Below are 16768 nucleotides of genomic sequence, written 5' to 3' on the forward strand. Positions count from 1 at the left end.
GGGAATGCTGGGATTCTACCGTCCGGGCTCAACAGTCGTGCGCGACGAAGTGAAGGGTTTTTCCTGCCGATTTGGGTGGACTGGCCTCGGTACTGGCCTGCAGGCCCGCTGCTTGCACAGTGGCATCCTTATTGCTTTGAAGACTCCTCCAGCCAGGCGCCGTGGGGAACCGTCGCCTGAGCGAACTCCACAACCACAGCGCGCCTGCACACAAAGGCGAGAGACCGATGTCGTTATGAAAACAGTTGCTTCACGAGGCGCAGCGGCTGCCTCTTCCTCCTCCTCATTGCGGCCTGCCGCGCGGGCCTTGTGCCGTCACGAGGGTGCACAGAGTGAGGCGGTAGTGGCCATGGCGCGTCCGCCACGGCTGCTGGAAACCCTGCTGGCCAACCTGGACGGCATGGTCTACCGCTGCCGTGATGACGCCCACTGGACCCTCGAATTCGTCAGCGAAGGCTGCCACGCCTTGACCGGCTATGCGCCCGAAGACCTGCTGCTCAACAGCCGCATCTCCTTCCTGCAACTGACGCATCCTGAAGACCGGGCGATGGTGCGCAGCCATATCGACACCTGCATGCGCGAGCGGCGCCGCATCGACATCGAATATCGCATTCTGCACGCCGACGGCGGCGTGCGCTGGGTGTGGGAGCGCGGCGTGGGCTTGTACAACGCGGCCGGCAAGGTCGAGGCCATGGAAGGCTTCCTGCAGGACGTGACCGAGCGCAAGGAGGCGGCCCAGGCCCTGCAGGAGGCGGAGCGCCGTTACCGCAGCATCTTCGAGAACGCCATCGAGGGCGTGTTCCAGACCACGCCCGATGGCACCTACATCGCCGTCAACCCTGCGCTGGCGCGCATCTACGGTTACCACTCGCCGGAAGACCTGATCGTCGGTTTGCGCGACATCAGCCATCAACTGTATGTGGAGGCGGAACGGCGCACGGAATTCATGCGCCTGATGGAACAGCACGGGTCGGTTTCCAATTTCGAGTCGCGGGTGTACCGGCGCGATGGCGACATCATCTGGATTTCCGAGAACGCCCGCGCCGTCTATGACGACAGCGGCAAGCTGGTCTGCTACGAAGGCACGGTCGAGGCCATCACCGAGCGCAAGCTCTATGAAGCCGAGATGCGCCACCACGCCACCCATGATGCGCTCACCGGATTGCCCAACCGCAACATGCTCCACGAGCACCTGCAGCGGGCTATCCAGGTGGCGCGGCAGAAGGGCGGATTGACGGCAGTGGCCTTCTTGGACCTGGACCAGTTCAAGTTCATCAATGACAGCCTGGGCCACCAGGTGGGCGATGAATTGCTCAAGACCGTGGCGCAGCGCCTGCAGGCCTGCCTGCGCGACACCGACATGGTGGCGCGCCAGGGTGGCGACGAATTCGTGCTGGTGCTGCAGAACCAGACCGGGGGCGAGCTGGGCATCGCCGAGGTGATGCAGCGCATCCTGGCCACCGTGGCGCGGCCCTGGCAGGCCGGCGACCGCGAATTCCAGGTCACCGCCAGTATCGGGGTGAGCCGCTATCCGGTCGACGGCAAGGACGTCGAGACCCTGCTGAAACAGGCCGATTCCGCCATGTACCGGGCCAAGGAGCAGGGGCGCAACAACTTCCAGTTCTTTGCGCCATGGATGGATACCCAGGTCAGCAATCGCCTGGAAATGCTCATCAATTTGCGGCGCGCGCTGGATCAGGAAGAATTCAAGCTCTATTACCAGCCCAAGCTGAGCTTGAAGGATGGCAGCGTGATCGGCGCCGAGGCGCTGATTCGCTGGCAGTCGCCGGAGCAGGGCATGGTGCCGCCGGACCGCTTCATCCCGTTCGCCGAAGAGACCGGCCTGATCCTGCCCATCGGGGAGTGGGTGTTGCGCACCGCCTGCCACCAGAACAAGCGCTGGCAGCAGGCCGGCTTGCCCACAATTCCCGTGGCGGTCAACCTGTCGCCGCGCCAGCTCAACCAGAGCCTGCCGGAGTTCGTCTCCGATGTGCTCAGGCAGAGCGGGCTGGACGCCTCCTGCCTGGAGCTGGAGATTACCGAGAACGTGGTCATGAAGGATGCCGAAAAGAGCGTAGCAACCCTGCATGCCCTCAAGCGCCTGGGCCTGCAGATCTCGGTCGACGATTTCGGCACCGGCTATTCCAGCCTCTCGTACCTGCGCCGCTTCCCGGTGGATGCGCTGAAGATCGACAAGTCCTTCGTGCGGGACATTGTCCGAGATGCCGACAGTGCGGCCATCGTCAAGGCCATCATCTCGCTGGCCCACATCCTGAACCTGCGCGTCATTGCCGAAGGGGTGGAGGATGAAGAGCAGCATGCTTTCCTGAAGGAAAATGCCTGTGATGAAGTGCAGGGTTACTTTTTCGGCAAGCCCATGACGGTGGAGGATTTCACGGCCTGGCTGACCCGGCAGGCGGGAACGGGTCGGTAATGGTCATGCAAATAATTGTCCGCAGGCTGCAACAGGCTGCATCGGCGCAAATCTTTGTGCTACACTCCGCGCAGTACTTTTGATGCCTTGCGCCCCGACCGCCGCAGCCTGTGCGGCCAACAAAGGCTCCATGACGCAAGGCCGGTAGTTGAAAAGGTGCAGGTCGGCCGTCCGCAACCCCGCGACATGACGGCTTTGCGAAAGCGCGAGTCCTCCGCGACGCCGATTTGCCCGGGTCTTAGATTCCAGCTCATTCAATCTCCAAACACCGGAAGGCAGCGCCGCCGCATACAGCACTGCGCAAGACTTGCCGTACCTGGCCCGTTTCAGCTTTCGCTGCAGGCCGGACTGGCTGCAGCCGTAGCGCCGGACCAGCTGCCAGCTGAACTTTGTTAACAACAAGACGCACAAGAGTGGTACATGAATATTGCTGAGGCCAAGAAAGTCCTCGAAACTGCATTGCTTTGCACGCATGAGCCCCTGTCGATCAATGATCTGAAGAAGCTGTACGTCGATCCCGAGAGCGAAGAGAGCAGCGACATCAATGCCGAGATGATCCGGCAGATGCTCGATGAACTGCGCACCGAATGGGCCGACAAGGGGGTGGAAGTGGTCAGCCTGTCGACCGGCTGGCGCTTCCAAAGCCGCAAGGAGATGAAGGTCTACCTGGAGCGCCTGAATCCGGAAAAGCCGCCGAAATACACCCGCGCCACCCTGGAAACGCTGGCCATCATCGCTTACCGCCAGCCGGTCACGCGCGGTGACATCGAAGAGATTCGCGGCGTGGCGGTCAATACCCAGACCATTCGCATGCTGGAAGACCGGGGCTGGATCGAATCGATCGGCCACCGCGACGTACCGGGCCGGCCGGCGCTGTTTGCCACGACCCGCAAGTTCCTGGATGACCTGGGCTTGAGTTCGCTGGAAGAATTGCCGCCGCTGCAGCAGGTCAGTGGCGAAGCGGCCGCCCAGGGCGCGCTGCTGGAATTGCAGGCGTTGGAGGGCGGTGTGGCTGCCCTGGCAGAAGCCGAGCAGGAAGAGGGCGAGGATGCAGGCGCGAACGAAGCGTCTGAGTCCGCCGCCACTGCAGAATCAACGGAAGTTGCTGAAGCCGCTGACGCCACTGAACCCGCAGGGGAAGAGGTGCCGGCGCAGGATGAAACAGCCGCCGATACTGAAGTGCCCGAGGCCGGCGAGGTCGCCGCAGGGGATCTCCAGCAAACCGATATCGAAGCAGCCGCCGCCGGGGAAGAGCGCGCTGCAGGCAGTGAAGACGCTTCCCCAGAAGCGCAAGAACCTTTTGAGCAAGACGTTGCCGTAACTGGCACGGACGCCACCGAAGCCGCCGGCGAAGCGGCAGGCGAGCACAACGACACCACCGAGCGGGCCGATCAGCGGGAAGATGACGCGCGTCCGCCACATCCAGATTCGAAGAATGAAGCCAACTAGTTCCAAAGACGAGACCCAGGTCGACCTGGCCGCGGCCGATGCCGCCGCATCCGACAAGCCGGTGAAAAAGCGTACCCGCAAGCCTGCGGCCAGCGCCGCACCGGCCGAGGCAGTCGCTGCCGCGCCGCAAGCGGCCGCTGACGAGGCTGCGCCGAAGAAGCGCGCACCGCGTGCCAAGAAGGCTGTTGCCGATGAAGCTGCACCGGCCCCGGCTGCGGCCGTCGTCGAGTCCGCGCCGGTTGCCGAAAAGAAGCCGCGCGCTGCCAAGCCGCGCGCCAAGAAGGCTGACGTGGCGGTAGACGCCCCGGCCGCCGAGGCGCCGGCCCAGATGAGCCTGGCCATGGAGCCCGCGCCTGTCGCTGTGGCCAAGCCCAAGCGTGCGGCCAAGCCCAAGGCTGCTGCACCCGAAGCGGCAGCGCCTGCACCTGCAGCGGCTGCGCCCGAATTGCCGAAGGTCATCGTCACCGTTGGTGAAGAAGTGGTGGCGCCGCCGGTGCTGCTGGATGCGCCGGTTGATCCGAATCGCGCCAAGCCCGCCCGCCGTGGCGTGCGTGGTCCGCGTGCCCTGCGCAACAATCGCGCCGCCCAGCGTGCCGCTGCCGTTGGTGGGGGCGATGCGGCATCGGTGCATGGCAAGAACGAGGGCGACGCCGCTCCCGTTGCTGCTACCGAGCGCCAGCCGCGTGGCCAGTTCGGCAAGAACAATGGCCAGCCTGGCCAGCAAGGCAAAAAGAATTTCGAGAAGAACGGCAAGAAGCCCAAGGCCCCGCAACTGGGCCTGCGCTCAGCCGAACCGGTCGACGACATCTTCTCCTACGTGACCTCCGAAGCGTATGACCGCGACGAAGGTGCCAAGGCTGGTGGCCGCCAGCCGCACCAGATGCGCGGCAAGAACGGCCGCCGCGACCTGACCGCCGAGGACGACGCGCCCAAGCTGCACAAGGTGCTGGCGGACGCCGGCCTGGGTTCGCGCCGCGATATGGAAGAGCTGATCGTGGCCGGTCGCGTCTCCGTCAATGGCGAGCCGGCCCACATCGGCCAGCGCATCCTGCCCACTGACGCCGTGCGCATCAACGGCAAGCTGATCCAGCGCAAGGTGAGCAAGCGCCCGCCGCGCGTGCTGGTCTATCACAAGCCTTCGGGCGAGATCGTCAGCCACGCCGACCCGGAAGGCCGCAGCTCGGTGTTCGACCGCCTGCCGACCATGAAGGCCGGCAAGTGGCTGGCCGTGGGCCGCCTGGACTTCAATACCGAAGGCTTGCTGCTGTTCACCACCTCCGGTGACCTGGCCAACCGCCTGATGCACCCGCGTTACAACATCGAGCGTGAATACGCCGTGCGTACCCTGGGCGAGCTGGAGGAAGGCATGCGCCAGAAGCTGCTGTCGGGCGTGGAGCTCGATGACGGCCCGGCCCAGTTCTCGCGCATCGCCGATGGCGGCGGTGAAGGGGTGAACAAGTGGTATCGCGTGACCATCGGCGAAGGCCGCAACCGTGAAGTGCGCCGCATGTTCGAAGCGGTCGGCCTGACCGTGTCGCGCCTGATCCGTACCCGCTACGGTGCCATGACCCTCCCGCAGACCCTGAAGCGTGGTCGTTGGGAAGAGCTGGAAGAAAACGCCGTGCGCAACCTGATGGCCGCCTGTGGTCTGGAAAAGCAGGCCGGGGAAGCCAAGTCCGGCAATGGCGGCAACGCCGGCCAGGCCGGCCGTGGCCAGGGCAATGGTCCGCGCGGCAACGGCATGCAGAACAAGGGTCCGCAAAAGGGTCGCCAGGGCGGCAGCTTTGGCCAGGGTGGTAACGGTGGTGGCAACTACGGCAACGGTGGCAACTACGGTGGCGGCAACAAGGGCGGTCAGCCCAAGAGCCGCCAGCCCGATCCGCTGCAGACCGCACTGGGCTTCCCTGACGCCGGCAACCAGCGTCGCGGCAATCGTCCGCAGCGCGGAGGCAATACTGCAGCGAACTTCATGCTGGGCGGCCTGCCGGGCATGAATCGCCGTCGCGGCGGTCGCTGATGTTCTTCCTTGCTCGCCGGCAATGTTGCGGCGGGCAAGGTCTTCCCAGCCTGGTCGGTGGCGCGTGAAATGCACCGATGACGTTTTTTATGAACGTTTTTGGCGCTTCGATCACAATTGACATCATTCCGGATTTGCTGTGAATAGCTGAATCGGTTATAATGTGTTAGTTAAACGCAACCTGCCGCGAATCGCATATGTGATAAATCATTGATAGATCCGCCTGCGCCACGATGGATGGAAGTGCGGTGGTTCGCGTGATGTGTGATCTCGCGTTGCGTGGGATAACAAAAGATGGGCAGATGCCCATTTTTTTTTTGCTGATCAATTTTAGATGTCCGCCTGCCCTTGCTGGCCAGGCGGCATCCTGATGGAGAAATAGTCTTGCAATTGCTGGAACTGATCGAATCCACCCTCGCGGGCCTGGGCTACGAACTGGTTGAGTTCGAGAAGGCACCGCGCGGTCTGGTGCGCGTCTTCATCGATTTCCCGTTCGACCCTGAAGCAGAAGAAGCGCGTTCGATCACTGTCGAGGATTGCGAGAAGGCGACGCATCAGCTGCTGCACGTCTTCACCGTGGAAAACGTGCTGTATGAACGCCTGGAAGTCTCCTCGCCCGGGCTGGACCGCCCCCTGAAGAAGTTCATTGACTTCGTGCGCTTCGTGGATTGCGAAGCCGTCGTCAAGTTGCGCGTGCCGCTGCCCGGTACGTCCAACCGCAAGACCTATGAAGGCGTGCTGCGCGAACCGGAAGGCGAGGAACTGGTATTGGAATTTGAAGCAAACGATGGGTCGGCTGCCGTGTTGAATTTCACGCTGGCCGATGTGGATAAGGCACACCTGGTGCCGCAGGTCGATTTTAGGAGTCGCAAAGGATGAGTCGCGAAATTTTGTTGTTGGTCGATGCGCTGGCGCGCGAAAAGAACGTCGATAAGGAAGTCGTCTTCGGCGCATTGGAGCATGCGCTTGCGCAGGCTACCAAGAAGCGCTATGAAGGCGAGGTCGACATTCGCGTCTCGATCGATCGCGAAAGCGGCGAGTTCGAATCCTTCCGCCGCTGGCACGTGGTGCCCGACGAAGCCGGTCTGCAATTGCCCGACCAGGAAGTGCTGCTGTTCGAAGCCAAGGATCAGTTCCCCGATATCGAAGTCGACGAATACATCGAAGATCCGATCGAATCCGTCGAATTCGGCCGCCGTTTCGCGCAAGACACCAAGCAGGTCGTCCTGCAGCGTATCCGCGACGCCGAGCGCGAACAGATCCTGGCCGACTTCCTGGCCCGTGGCGATGCCCTGGTGACCGGCACCATCAAGCGCATGGAGCGCGGTGACGCCATCATCGAGTCCGGCAAGATCGAAGCCCGCCTGCCGCGCGACCAGATGATCCCCAAGGAAAACCTGCGTATCGGCGACCGCGTGCGTGCCTACATCCTGCGCGTGGACCGTGGTGCCCGTGGCCCGCAGGTGATCCTGTCGCGTACCGCGCCGGAATTCATCATGAAGCTGTTCGAACTGGAAGTGCCGGAAATCGAACAAGGCTCGCTGGAAATCAAGTCGGCTGCCCGTGACCCGGGCGTGCGCGCCAAGATCGCGGTCTACACCGCCGACAAGCGCATCGACCCCATCGGTACCTGCGTGGGCATGCGCGGTTCGCGCGTCCAGGCCGTCACCGGTGAGCTGGGCGGCGAGCGCGTGGACATCGTGCTGTGGTCGGAAGACCCGGCCCAGTTCGTCATCGGCGCGCTGGCCCCGGCCAACGTGACCTCCATCGTCGTCGATGAAGAAAAACACGCCATGGATGTGGTGGTGGATGAAGAAAACCTCGCCATCGCCATCGGCCGCGGCGGCCAGAACGTGCGTCTGGCAGCCGAGCTGACCCGCTGGCAGATCAATATCATGACGGCCGAGGAATCGGCCGACAAGTCGGCGGCCGAGACCGCGCTGATCCGTACGCTGTTCATGGAAAAGCTCGATGTTGACCAGGAAGTGGCCGACATCCTGGTCGAGGAAGGTTTCTCGACCCTGGAAGAAATCGCCTACGTGCCGATCACCGAGATGCTGGAGATCGAATCGTTCGACGAAGAGACCGTCAATGAGCTGCGCAACCGCGCCCGCGACGCCCTGGTGACCGAAGCGATCGCCTCCGAAGAAGGCCTGGAAGGCATGGAAGAGGAGCTGATCAACTTCGAAGGCCTGGACCGTGTGCTGGCCGGCAAGCTGGGCCTGGCAGGCGTGAAGACGCTGCCGGCCTTCGCCGGCCTGGCTTATGACGAATTCGGCGCGATCCTGGCCCTGCCTTCCGAGCGCGCGCGCCAACTGATTGAAAATGCATTTGAAGATGTGACCGACGATGAAATGAAGCTCATCGATTCCAAATACGATGAGCGCGCCAAGGCCCTGCAGGCCAAGGCATGGAGCGCAGTCGAAGGCCGCTGAGAAGCGGAGCGTCTCCACATCATCTGCCGAGCCACATAGAAAAGAGGACTGAATGGCGAGTAACAACGTTGCCCAATTTGCCACCGAGCTTAAGATGCCCGCTGACCTGCTGCTGACCCAGCTGCGTTCGGCCGGTGTCGAGAAGAGCTCTGCATCCGACTCCCTGTCGAAGGAAGACAAGGACCGCCTGCTTGAACACCTGCGCCGTTCGCGCGGAGCCGCGCCGGAAGGCGAGAAGAAGAAGATCACGCTGACCCGCAAGGAAACCACCGAGATCAAGCAGGCCGATGCAACCGGCAAATCGCGCACGATCCAGGTGGAAGTGCGCAAGAAGCGCACCTTCATCAAGCGTGACGAGCCCGGTGCCGACGAGTCCGCAGCGCGTGCTGCGGCGCCTCAGCGCGACCCGGCCATCGAAGCGCAGGAACGTGAGCAGGAAGAGGCTCGCCGTCAGGCTGAACTGAAGGCCCAGCAAGAACGCCTGGCGCAACTGGAGGCCGAACGCGCCGCCCAGGCCAAGGCCGCCGAGCTGGAACAGCAACGTGCCCGTGAAGAAGCCGAAGCCGAAGCCAAGCGCCAGGCAGCTGAAGCCGCCGCTGCGGCAGCTGAAGCCGAGAAGGCCAAGGCCGCTGCTGCGGCCAGCGCGAAGGCGCCTGCTGCGGCTGCCGCACCGGCCCCCGCCGTGGATCCGGCTGCGGAAGAAAAGAAGCGCGCTGCTGCTGAAGAAGCGAAGAAAAAGGCAGAAGCTGCCGCCAAGGAAGCCGCTGACCGTGCTGCCGCCGCTGACCGTGCGCGCAAGGCCGTAGAAGACGAAGTGGCCCAGATCAAGGCCATGATGAATGCGCCGCGTCGCGTCATCAAGGCACCGGAACCCGCACCGGCACCGGCCAAGACCTCGGAAGGCACGCTGCACAAGCCTGCTACCGCTGCCAAGCCGGGCGAAAAGAAGGATGACAAGAAGCCCGCCGTGGCCGCAGACAAGAAGTCGATCAAGTCAGCCAATGTCTCCTCCACCTGGCAGGACGATGCCAAGAAGCGTGGTGCCGGCGGCATGAAGTCGCGTGGCGCCACCGGTGGTGGCGGCCGTGACGGCTGGCGTGCCGGCCCCAAGGGCCGTCGTCACTCGCATGGCGATGACCAGCGTGAAAGCAACTTCCAGGTCCCGACCGAAGCCGTGGTGCATGACGTCTACGTGCCCGAAACCATCACCGTGGCCGAAGTGGCCCACAAGATGGCGGTCAAGGCCTCCGAAGTCATCAAGCACCTGATGAAGCTGGGCCAGATGGTCACCATCAACCAGGTGCTGGACCAGGAAACCGCGATGATCGTGGTGGAAGAAATGGGCCACCGCGCCCACGCCGCCAAGCTGGACGATCCGGAAGCCCTGCTGGTCGAAGGCGAAGAACACGCTGACGCCGAAGCGACCCCGCGCGCACCGGTGGTCACCGTCATGGGTCACGTCGACCACGGCAAGACCTCGCTGCTGGACTACATCCGCCGCACCAAGGTGGCCTCCGGTGAAGCCGGCGGCATTACCCAGCACATCGGTGCCTACCACGTGGAAACCCCGCGCGGCATGATCACCTTCCTGGATACCCCGGGCCACGAGGCGTTCACCGCCATGCGTGCCCGCGGTGCCAAGGCAACCGACATCGTGATCCTGGTGGTGGCCGCCGACGACGGCGTCATGCCCCAGACCAAGGAAGCGATTGCCCACGCCAAGGCCGGCGGTGTACCGCTGGTGGTGGCCATCAACAAGATCGACAAGCCGGGTGCCAACCCGGATCGTGTCAAGCAGGAACTGATCGCCGAAGAAGTGGTGCCGGAAGAATACGGTGGCGATGCCCCGTTCATCCCCGTCTCCGCCAAGACCGGCGAAGGCATCGACTCGCTGCTGGAAAACGTCCTGCTGCAAGCCGAAGTGCTGGAACTGAAGGCACCGGTCGATGTGCCGGCCCGTGGCCTGGTGATCGAAGCCAAGCTGGACAAGGGCCGCGGCCCGGTGGCAACGATCCTGGTGCAGTCCGGTACCTTGAAGCGCGGCGACGTCGTGCTGGCCGGTTCGGCCTACGGCCGTGTGCGTGCGATGCTGGACGAAAACGGCAAGAACATCGCCGAGGCAGGCCCGTCCCTGCCGGTGGAAATCCAGGGCCTGACCGAAGTGCCCTCCGCCGGTGAAGAAGTGGTGGTCATGACCGACGAGCGCAAGGCGCGCGAAATCGGCCTGTTCCGCCAGGGCAAGTTCCGCGACGTGAAGCTGGCCAAGCAGCAGGCCGCCAAGCTGGAAAACATGTTCGACCAGATGACCGAAGGCGAGGTCAAGAACCTGCCGATGATCATCAAGACCGACGTGCAAGGTTCCCAGGAAGCTCTGGTGCAGTCGCTGCAGAAGCTGTCGACCGCCGAAGTGCGCGTCCAGGTGGTGCACGCCGCAGTGGGCGGCATCAGCGAAAACGACGTCAACCTGGCTGTGGCTTCGAAGGCAGTCATCATCGGCTTCAACACCCGTGCCGACGCGTCGGCGCGCAAGCTGGCAGAAGCCGCTGGCGTGGACATCCGTTACTACAACATCATCTATGATGCGGTGGACGAGGTGAAGGCCGCGATGTCGGGCATGCTGTCCCCGGAAAAGCGCGAACAGGCGCTGGGCCTGGTGGAAATCCGCCAGGTGTTCGTGGTCAGCAAGGTCGGTTCGATCGCCGGCTGCTACGTGCTCGAAGGCCTGGTCAAGCGTGGCTCGCAAGTGCGCCTGCTGCGCAACAACGTGGTGGTGTGGACTGGCGAACTGGACTCGCTCAAGCGCTTCAAGGACGACGTCAAGGAAGTCAAGTCGGGCTTCGAGTGCGGTCTTTCGCTCAAGGGCTACAACGACATCGAAGTGGGCGATCAGCTCGAAATCTTCGAAGTCCAGGAAGTCGCCCGTACCCTGTAATGCAATACGCCGGCGTATCGTTCGCGATGCGCCGGCTTCACTGGCAAGATCCGTCGCAGCAACGCGGGAATCCTCCCGCCACGCCATCGGCGGATTGTTTTTTTAAAGCATGGCAAAACACAGCAAATCCATTCCCGGACGCGGCTTGCGCGTCGCCGACCAGATCCAGCGCGACCTGTCGGAGTTGATCGCCTTCGAGCTGAAGGATCCGCGGGTGGGCATGATCACCATTACCGAAGTGCAGGTCACCCCGGACTACGCGCACGCCAAGGTCTTCTTCACCACGCTGGTGGACAACCCGGACGCGATCAAGAACACCCTGGCCGGCCTGCGCAAGGCGGGCGGTTACCTGCGTACCCAGCTGGGCCGCCGGTTGACCATCCACACCCTGCCGGAACTGCATTTCGTGCATGACAACTCGACCGCACGCGGCATTGAAATGTCGCGCCTGATCGACGAAGCCAACGCTACCCGCGCCAAGGATTCGGACGACGAGGCTTGAAGACGGGCGTTTCTTTTCCCGTTGCATTGTAGTTTTCTTCATACTTTTCATACCGGTCTGCGTTTCCCTTCAGCGGGGCGTGGGCCGGTCTTGCATTTCATGGCCGACGATACGACGGCGGACACTGTCTCCGCTTCCCCTGAACCGCAGCAGCCGCGTGCCAAGCGCAGCCAGCAGGCACGCCCGGCGCGTCCCCCGCGCGTGCCGGTGCATGGCGTGCTGTTGCTGGACAAGCCGGTCGGCTTGTCCAGCAACGACGCCCTGATCCGCGCCAAGCGCATGCTCAACGCGCCCAAGGCCGGGCACACCGGCACCCTGGATCCGTTTGCCACGGGGCTTTTGCCGCTGTGTTTCGGCGAGGCCACCAAGTTCTCGCAGGACTTGCTGGAAGCCGACAAGACCTACGAAGCCCTGGTCCACCTGGGCGTGCGCACTGACACCGGCGACACCGAAGGCCAGGTCATCAGCGAGCGCGCCGTCGAGGTCAGCGTGGCGCAGATCGAAGCCGCGCTGGCGCAGTTCCGTGGCCCCATCAGCCAGGTCCCGCCGATGCACTCGGCCTTGAAGCGCGACGGCAAGCCCTTGTACGAATACGCCCGCGCCGGCATTACGCTGGAGCGCGAAGCCCGCAACGTCATCATCCACACCCTGGAACTGCTGGACTACCAGGCCCCCTTGTTGCGCATCCGTGTCACTTGCAGCAAAGGGACATATATCCGCGTGCTGGGTGAAGATATTGGCGAAGTACTGGGCTGCGGGGCCCACCTCAATGCCCTCAGGCGCACTGGGGTCGGCGCTCTCACGCTCGATGGTTCGGTCACGCTTGAGGCGTTCGATGCCGCCGGCGAGCTGGAGGCCCGCAAGGCCCTGTTGCTGCCGGTGGACGGCCTCTTGCGCAGCTTCCCCGCGGTGCAGCTCAGCGACGAGCTGGCACGCCGCTTCCTGCACGGCCAGCGCTTGCCGCTGGGCAAGGAAGGGGTGGCCGTGCCGGAGCAGGCCGGCCGCGTACGTGTTTATCGCAGTTCGGACGCCGCCTTGCTGGGCACCGGACTGTTGCAGGAATACGCCATCCTGGCCCCCGAAAGGCTGGTGTCCACCGCCTGAGGACAGATAGCGTCAAAACGGCTTGCAGCCTGGCCTTCCGGGATAGCCCGCAGGGCTCGGCAAGCCGTTGATAACACAGGTTTTTCCAAAGTTCATGCGTCGCAACATGCTATAATGCGCGCCTCCCGAGATTCGGCATTCCCAACCACATTCACCATGTCAAACAATATCCGCGCAATTCGCAACATCGCCATCATCGCCCACGTTGACCACGGCAAGACCACCCTGGTGGACCAGCTGCTGCGCCAGTCCGGCACCTTCCGCGACAACCAGCAAGTGGACAACCGCGTGATGGACTCCAACGACATCGAAAAGGAACGCGGCATCACCATCCTGTCGAAGAACTGCGCGGTGGAATACAAGGGCACCCACATCAACATCGTCGACACCCCGGGCCACGCCGACTTCGGCGGTGAGGTCGAGCGCGTGCTGTCGATGGTGGACTCGGTGCTGCTGCTGGTGGATGCGCAGGAAGGCCCGATGCCCCAGACCCGCTTCGTGACCCGCAAGGCATTGGCCCTGGGCCTGAAGCCCATCGTCGTCCTGAACAAGATCGACCGTCCGGGCGCACGCGCCGAGTGGGCCATCAACGCCACCTTCGAACTGTTCGACAAGCTGGGTGCCACCGAAGAGCAGCTGGACTTCCCCGTGATCTACGCGTCGGGCCTGAACGGCTACGCCAGCCTGGATCCGGAAGCGCGCGACGGCAACATGGAACCGCTGTTCGACGCCATCCTGAAGTACGTCCCGGCCCGCAAGGATGACCCGGACGCCCCGCTGCAACTGCAGATCACCTCGCTGGAATACTCCTCCTACGTCGGCAAGATCGGCGTGGGCCGCATCCTGGCCGGCCGCGTCAAGGGCGGTCAGGACGTGGTCTGGATGAATGGTCCCGAAGACAAGCCCACCAAGGCCCGCATCAACCAGGTGCTGACCTTCAAGGGCCTCGAGCGCGTGCTGGTCGATGAAGCCCTGGCTGGCGACATCGTCCTGATCAACGGTATCGAAGAAATCGGCATCGGCTCCACCATCTGCTCCCCGGACGCGCCCAACGGCCTGCCGATGCTGAAGGTGGACGAGCCGACCCTGACCATGAACTTCATGGTCAACACCTCGCCGCTGGCTGGCCGCGAAGGCAAGTTCGTCACCACCCGCCAGATCCGCGACCGCCTGGAAAAGGAACTGAAGTCCAACATGGCCCTGCGCGTGGTGCAGGCCGAGAACGATGACTCGACCTACGAAGTGTCGGGCCGTGGTGAATTGCACCTGACCATTCTGATCGAAAACATGCGCCGTGAAGGCTTCGAGCTGGCCGTCTCGCGTCCGCGCGTGGTGTTCCGCATGGTCGACGGCGTGCGTGAAGAACCGTACGAAAACCTGACCGTCGACGTCGAAGAAACCCACCAGGGTGGCGTGATGGAAGAACTGGGCCGCCGCCGTGGCGACCTGCAGAACATGGAACCGGACGGCAAGGGCCGTGTGCGCCTGGAATACCACATCCCGGCACGTGGCCTGATCGGCTTCCAGGGTGAATTCATGACCCTGACCCGCGGCACCGGCCTGATGAGCCACGTCTTCGACGACTACAAGCCGGTCGATACCAGCAAGGGCGAACTGGCCGGCCGTCGCAACGGCGTGCTGATCTCCCAGGACGACGGCGCTGCCGTGGCCTACGCGCTGTGGAAGCTGCAGGATCGCGGCCGCATGTTCGTCAGCCACAACGACCCGGTGTACGAAGGCATGATCATCGGTATCCACTCGCGTGACAACGACCTGGTCGTCAACCCGATCAAGGGCAAGCAGCTGACCAACGTGCGTGCTTCCGGTACCGACGAAGCAGTGCGCCTGGTGCCGCCGATCGAACTGTCGCTGGAATACGCGGTGGAATTCATCGAAGACGACGAACTGGTCGAAGTGACCCCGAAGAGCATCCGCCTGCGCAAGCGTCACCTGAAGGAACACGAGCGCAAGAAGGCGTCGCGCGAAGAATCCATTTGATTCAATAGCAGGGAAGGGCGGTCCTTGATGGGACTGCCTGCAGTGGGGAGCGGTAAAAGGCAGGCTGGACTGGTGGTGATATCAGGTTTGTGAATAGCTGATATCAGCACAAAAAAGCAGACAGCCATGATGCACTGCCATATAGTTACACCTGTCTCCTCCAATTTCCTCCTAAAGAATTGGATTCAAGCCCGCAACTTCGGTTGTGGGCTTTTTTTTTGCCTTTTGGCGTGAAGTCCCGATGATGGCGGTGTTGAGCCTGTCGGGCGAAGTGAATTCAGTCCCTTTGTTTCCGTTGAACGTTGTGTGAGATGAACGTTTGTCCCAAAACAGTGTGGGTTGCGCTGTTTTTGTGCAATGCGAAATGACGGCTGCCGGATTGTGGTGCAGAATCGTGTCCGCTGTACGAAAAATCCTATCTCGAAGAGGATAGAGGGGACACCAGCCCGCAACGCGCAAGCCTTGCGGGCTTTCTATTTGCGGTGACGGCCGATCTTCGGTGCTGAAACGGGACAATGAAAGCTTGTTCACCTCGACTGCCAAGCAGGCGCTTGTTGCCTGGTTTTCCGGTATACAGCCCGGAACTTTAATGAAGTATTTCGTCAGTTTATGAAGACATCCCTGCCTCCCCGTACCTTGTCGGTTGCGCCCATGATGGACTGGAGCGAATTAGGTCTAGATGTCCTATCAGTAATGGGTTGCTGGTATTTTTTGTCCAATTTATGTCCACGACGCGCAGAATTTGCATAGTTGGAAGGCCTGCAGGCACACGGGTCGGGTTGAATTAGAAAGTCAAACTGGAATGTGCTGGACAGGGGCGGCCGTTACCAAGGCGGGGATAAGCGTCAGAAGTCCGCTTCTGGCCATTACGATCATTTAGTGCGGTTGGCGAGCTTCGGGAGCCGCCACCGAGGGGGGGGGGCTCTCCAGATGCTTCACAAGACGCCGAGCTGGAACGCTCAGGCTCTCCCATTCACGGAAGCAAATGCAGAATTCTCGCTGTGCCCAAGCATCCTCCAGCGGGATCATTTTTACTTGCGATGCTGATGCATAAAGAGTACTTATCTCAAAGGGGATCACCCCGACCGCGAGATTAGCTGCCACCACCCGGAAGGCCGCATCGAAATTGGAGACTATCACCCGATAGCGCACCGGCCGCCCGATCTGCGCCGCTGCCCGCTGCAACATGACCACCACCGCGCTGTCCGGCCGCATGCCCACGTGTTCGTAGTCCAGCGTGTCTTCATAGCGCAGCGATTTGCGCCGCGCCAATGGATGGTCGCGGTGCACCGCCAGGGCCAGGCGGTCCTGGCGATACGGCGATTGCTGCAATTCCCCCAGGTCGGCATGGTTCCAGCACACCCCGATGGCGGTCCTGCCTTCGCGCATGTTGCGCAACAGATCATTGGTGAGGCACTCCTCGATGTCGACCTTGATCTCGCTGTTGACCGGCTCGCGCATGAAGGACGAAATATCCTCCAGCAGCGATTCCGCCATCGCCGATGGTGTGGCCAGAATGCGGACCTTGCCCTTGATGCCGCCAGCGAATGCGGTCACGTCCGTCTCGATGCGCTCGGCCGCAAAGAGCATCGTGCGCGCATGATCGATCAAAGCCAGACCCGCCGGGGTCGGCTGCACGCCGCGCCGGGTGCGCACAAGCAGGCGCACGCCCAGGTTCGATTCCAGCTGCGCAATGCGCTTGCTGATCGCGGAGGCGGCAATGTGCGATTGCTCGGCCACCCGTGCCATGTTCTGTTGCTCGCAAACTGCCACCAGCAATCGCAACGTCGTCAGATCCAGGTCTCGCATGTGCCTTTCCATTTCGGAATTTCAGAGCTTCAAATATAACGCTGTAAATCATTTTGGAGAAGTCTAGAATCCTGTTCAGGCCTCGTCC

Annotated in this window: 10 protein-coding genes; 9 read left to right on the forward strand and 1 reads right to left on the reverse strand. The window is 62.6% G+C overall.

Going from position 1 to position 16768, the window contains the following annotated elements:
• The first annotated feature begins 349 nt into the window (after positions 1 to 349).
• From FYB76_RS05870 to typA, 9 genes are all read left to right on the forward strand, one after another.
• On the forward strand, positions 350 to 2434 hold the full coding sequence (locus FYB76_RS05870) for a bifunctional diguanylate cyclase/phosphodiesterase (protein WP_187697704.1): 2085 nt from the start codon (positions 350 to 352) through the stop codon (positions 2432 to 2434).
• Positions 2435 to 2854: 420 nt separating this feature from the next.
• Positions 2855 to 3883, forward strand: coding sequence for an SMC-Scp complex subunit ScpB (scpB, locus tag FYB76_RS05875; protein WP_154132970.1), 1029 nt, complete (start codon positions 2855 to 2857; stop codon positions 3881 to 3883).
• Entirely contained in the window at positions 3870 to 5900 is a 2031-nt protein-coding gene (gene rluB / locus FYB76_RS05880) for a 23S rRNA pseudouridine(2605) synthase RluB (RefSeq protein ID WP_154132971.1), read from the forward strand. Before scpB ends, rluB begins: the two co-directional genes overlap by 14 nt.
• Positions 5901 to 6284: 384 nt before the next feature.
• Positions 6285 to 6779 (forward strand): ribosome maturation factor RimP, encoded by a 495-nt coding sequence (gene rimP / locus FYB76_RS05885; RefSeq protein WP_075259416.1) that lies wholly within the window; start codon positions 6285 to 6287, stop codon positions 6777 to 6779.
• Entirely contained in the window at positions 6776 to 8335 is a 1560-nt protein-coding gene (gene nusA / locus FYB76_RS05890; protein WP_088756291.1) for a transcription termination factor NusA, read from the forward strand. The genes rimP and nusA overlap by 4 nt, the downstream gene beginning before the upstream one ends.
• 52 nt (positions 8336 to 8387) lie before the next feature.
• Positions 8388 to 11267 (forward strand): translation initiation factor IF-2, encoded by a 2880-nt coding sequence (infB, locus tag FYB76_RS05895; RefSeq protein WP_088756290.1) that lies wholly within the window; start codon positions 8388 to 8390, stop codon positions 11265 to 11267.
• A gap of 109 nt (positions 11268 to 11376) precedes the next feature.
• Positions 11377 to 11769: a 30S ribosome-binding factor RbfA gene (gene rbfA, locus FYB76_RS05900; protein ID WP_006464329.1), complete on the forward strand. Its 393-nt coding sequence runs from the start codon at positions 11377 to 11379 to the stop codon at positions 11767 to 11769.
• A 99-nt stretch (positions 11770 to 11868) separates the two neighbouring features.
• The gene (gene truB, locus FYB76_RS05905) at positions 11869 to 12873 is read left to right on the forward strand and encodes a tRNA pseudouridine(55) synthase TruB (protein ID WP_154132972.1); all 1005 of its coding nucleotides are present in this window, start codon (positions 11869 to 11871) and stop codon (positions 12871 to 12873) included.
• A 156-nt stretch (positions 12874 to 13029) separates the two neighbouring features.
• Entirely contained in the window at positions 13030 to 14871 is a 1842-nt protein-coding gene (gene typA / locus FYB76_RS05910; protein ID WP_088756288.1) for a translational GTPase TypA, read from the forward strand.
• Positions 14872 to 15747: 876 nt separating this feature from the next.
• On the opposite strand, the gene FYB76_RS05915 is transcribed toward typA, so the two are convergent.
• Positions 15748 to 16680, reverse strand: coding sequence for a LysR family transcriptional regulator (locus FYB76_RS05915; RefSeq protein WP_154132973.1), 933 nt, complete (start codon positions 16678 to 16680; stop codon positions 15748 to 15750).
• Positions 16681 to 16768 lie beyond the last annotated feature (88 nt).

The organism is Herbaspirillum sp. CAH-3 (assembly GCF_009668275.1).
Classification (GTDB): domain Bacteria; phylum Pseudomonadota; class Gammaproteobacteria; order Burkholderiales; family Burkholderiaceae_D; genus Herbaspirillum; species Herbaspirillum aquaticum.

Excerpts from the sequence above, each read along its gene's own strand:
- scpB (WP_154132970.1), top strand. The coding sequence starts at position 2,855 with ATGAATATTGCTGAGGCCAAGAAAGTCCTCGAAACTGCATTGCTTTGC.
- FYB76_RS05870 (WP_187697704.1), top strand. The coding sequence starts at position 350 with ATGGCGCGTCCGCCACGGCTGCTGGAAACCCTGCTGGCCAACCTGGAC.
- rbfA (WP_006464329.1), top strand. The coding sequence starts at position 11,377 with ATGGCAAAACACAGCAAATCCATTCCCGGACGCGGCTTGCGCGTCGCC.
- truB (WP_154132972.1), top strand. The coding sequence starts at position 11,869 with ATGGCCGACGATACGACGGCGGACACTGTCTCCGCTTCCCCTGAACCG.
- rluB (WP_154132971.1), top strand. The coding sequence starts at position 3,870 with ATGAAGCCAACTAGTTCCAAAGACGAGACCCAGGTCGACCTGGCCGCG.
- nusA (WP_088756291.1), top strand. The coding sequence starts at position 6,776 with ATGAGTCGCGAAATTTTGTTGTTGGTCGATGCGCTGGCGCGCGAAAAG.
- infB (WP_088756290.1), top strand. The coding sequence starts at position 8,388 with ATGGCGAGTAACAACGTTGCCCAATTTGCCACCGAGCTTAAGATGCCC.
- FYB76_RS05915 (WP_154132973.1), bottom strand. The coding sequence starts at position 16,680 with ATGCGAGACCTGGATCTGACGACGTTGCGATTGCTGGTGGCAGTTTGC.
- typA (WP_088756288.1), top strand. The coding sequence starts at position 13,030 with ATGTCAAACAATATCCGCGCAATTCGCAACATCGCCATCATCGCCCAC.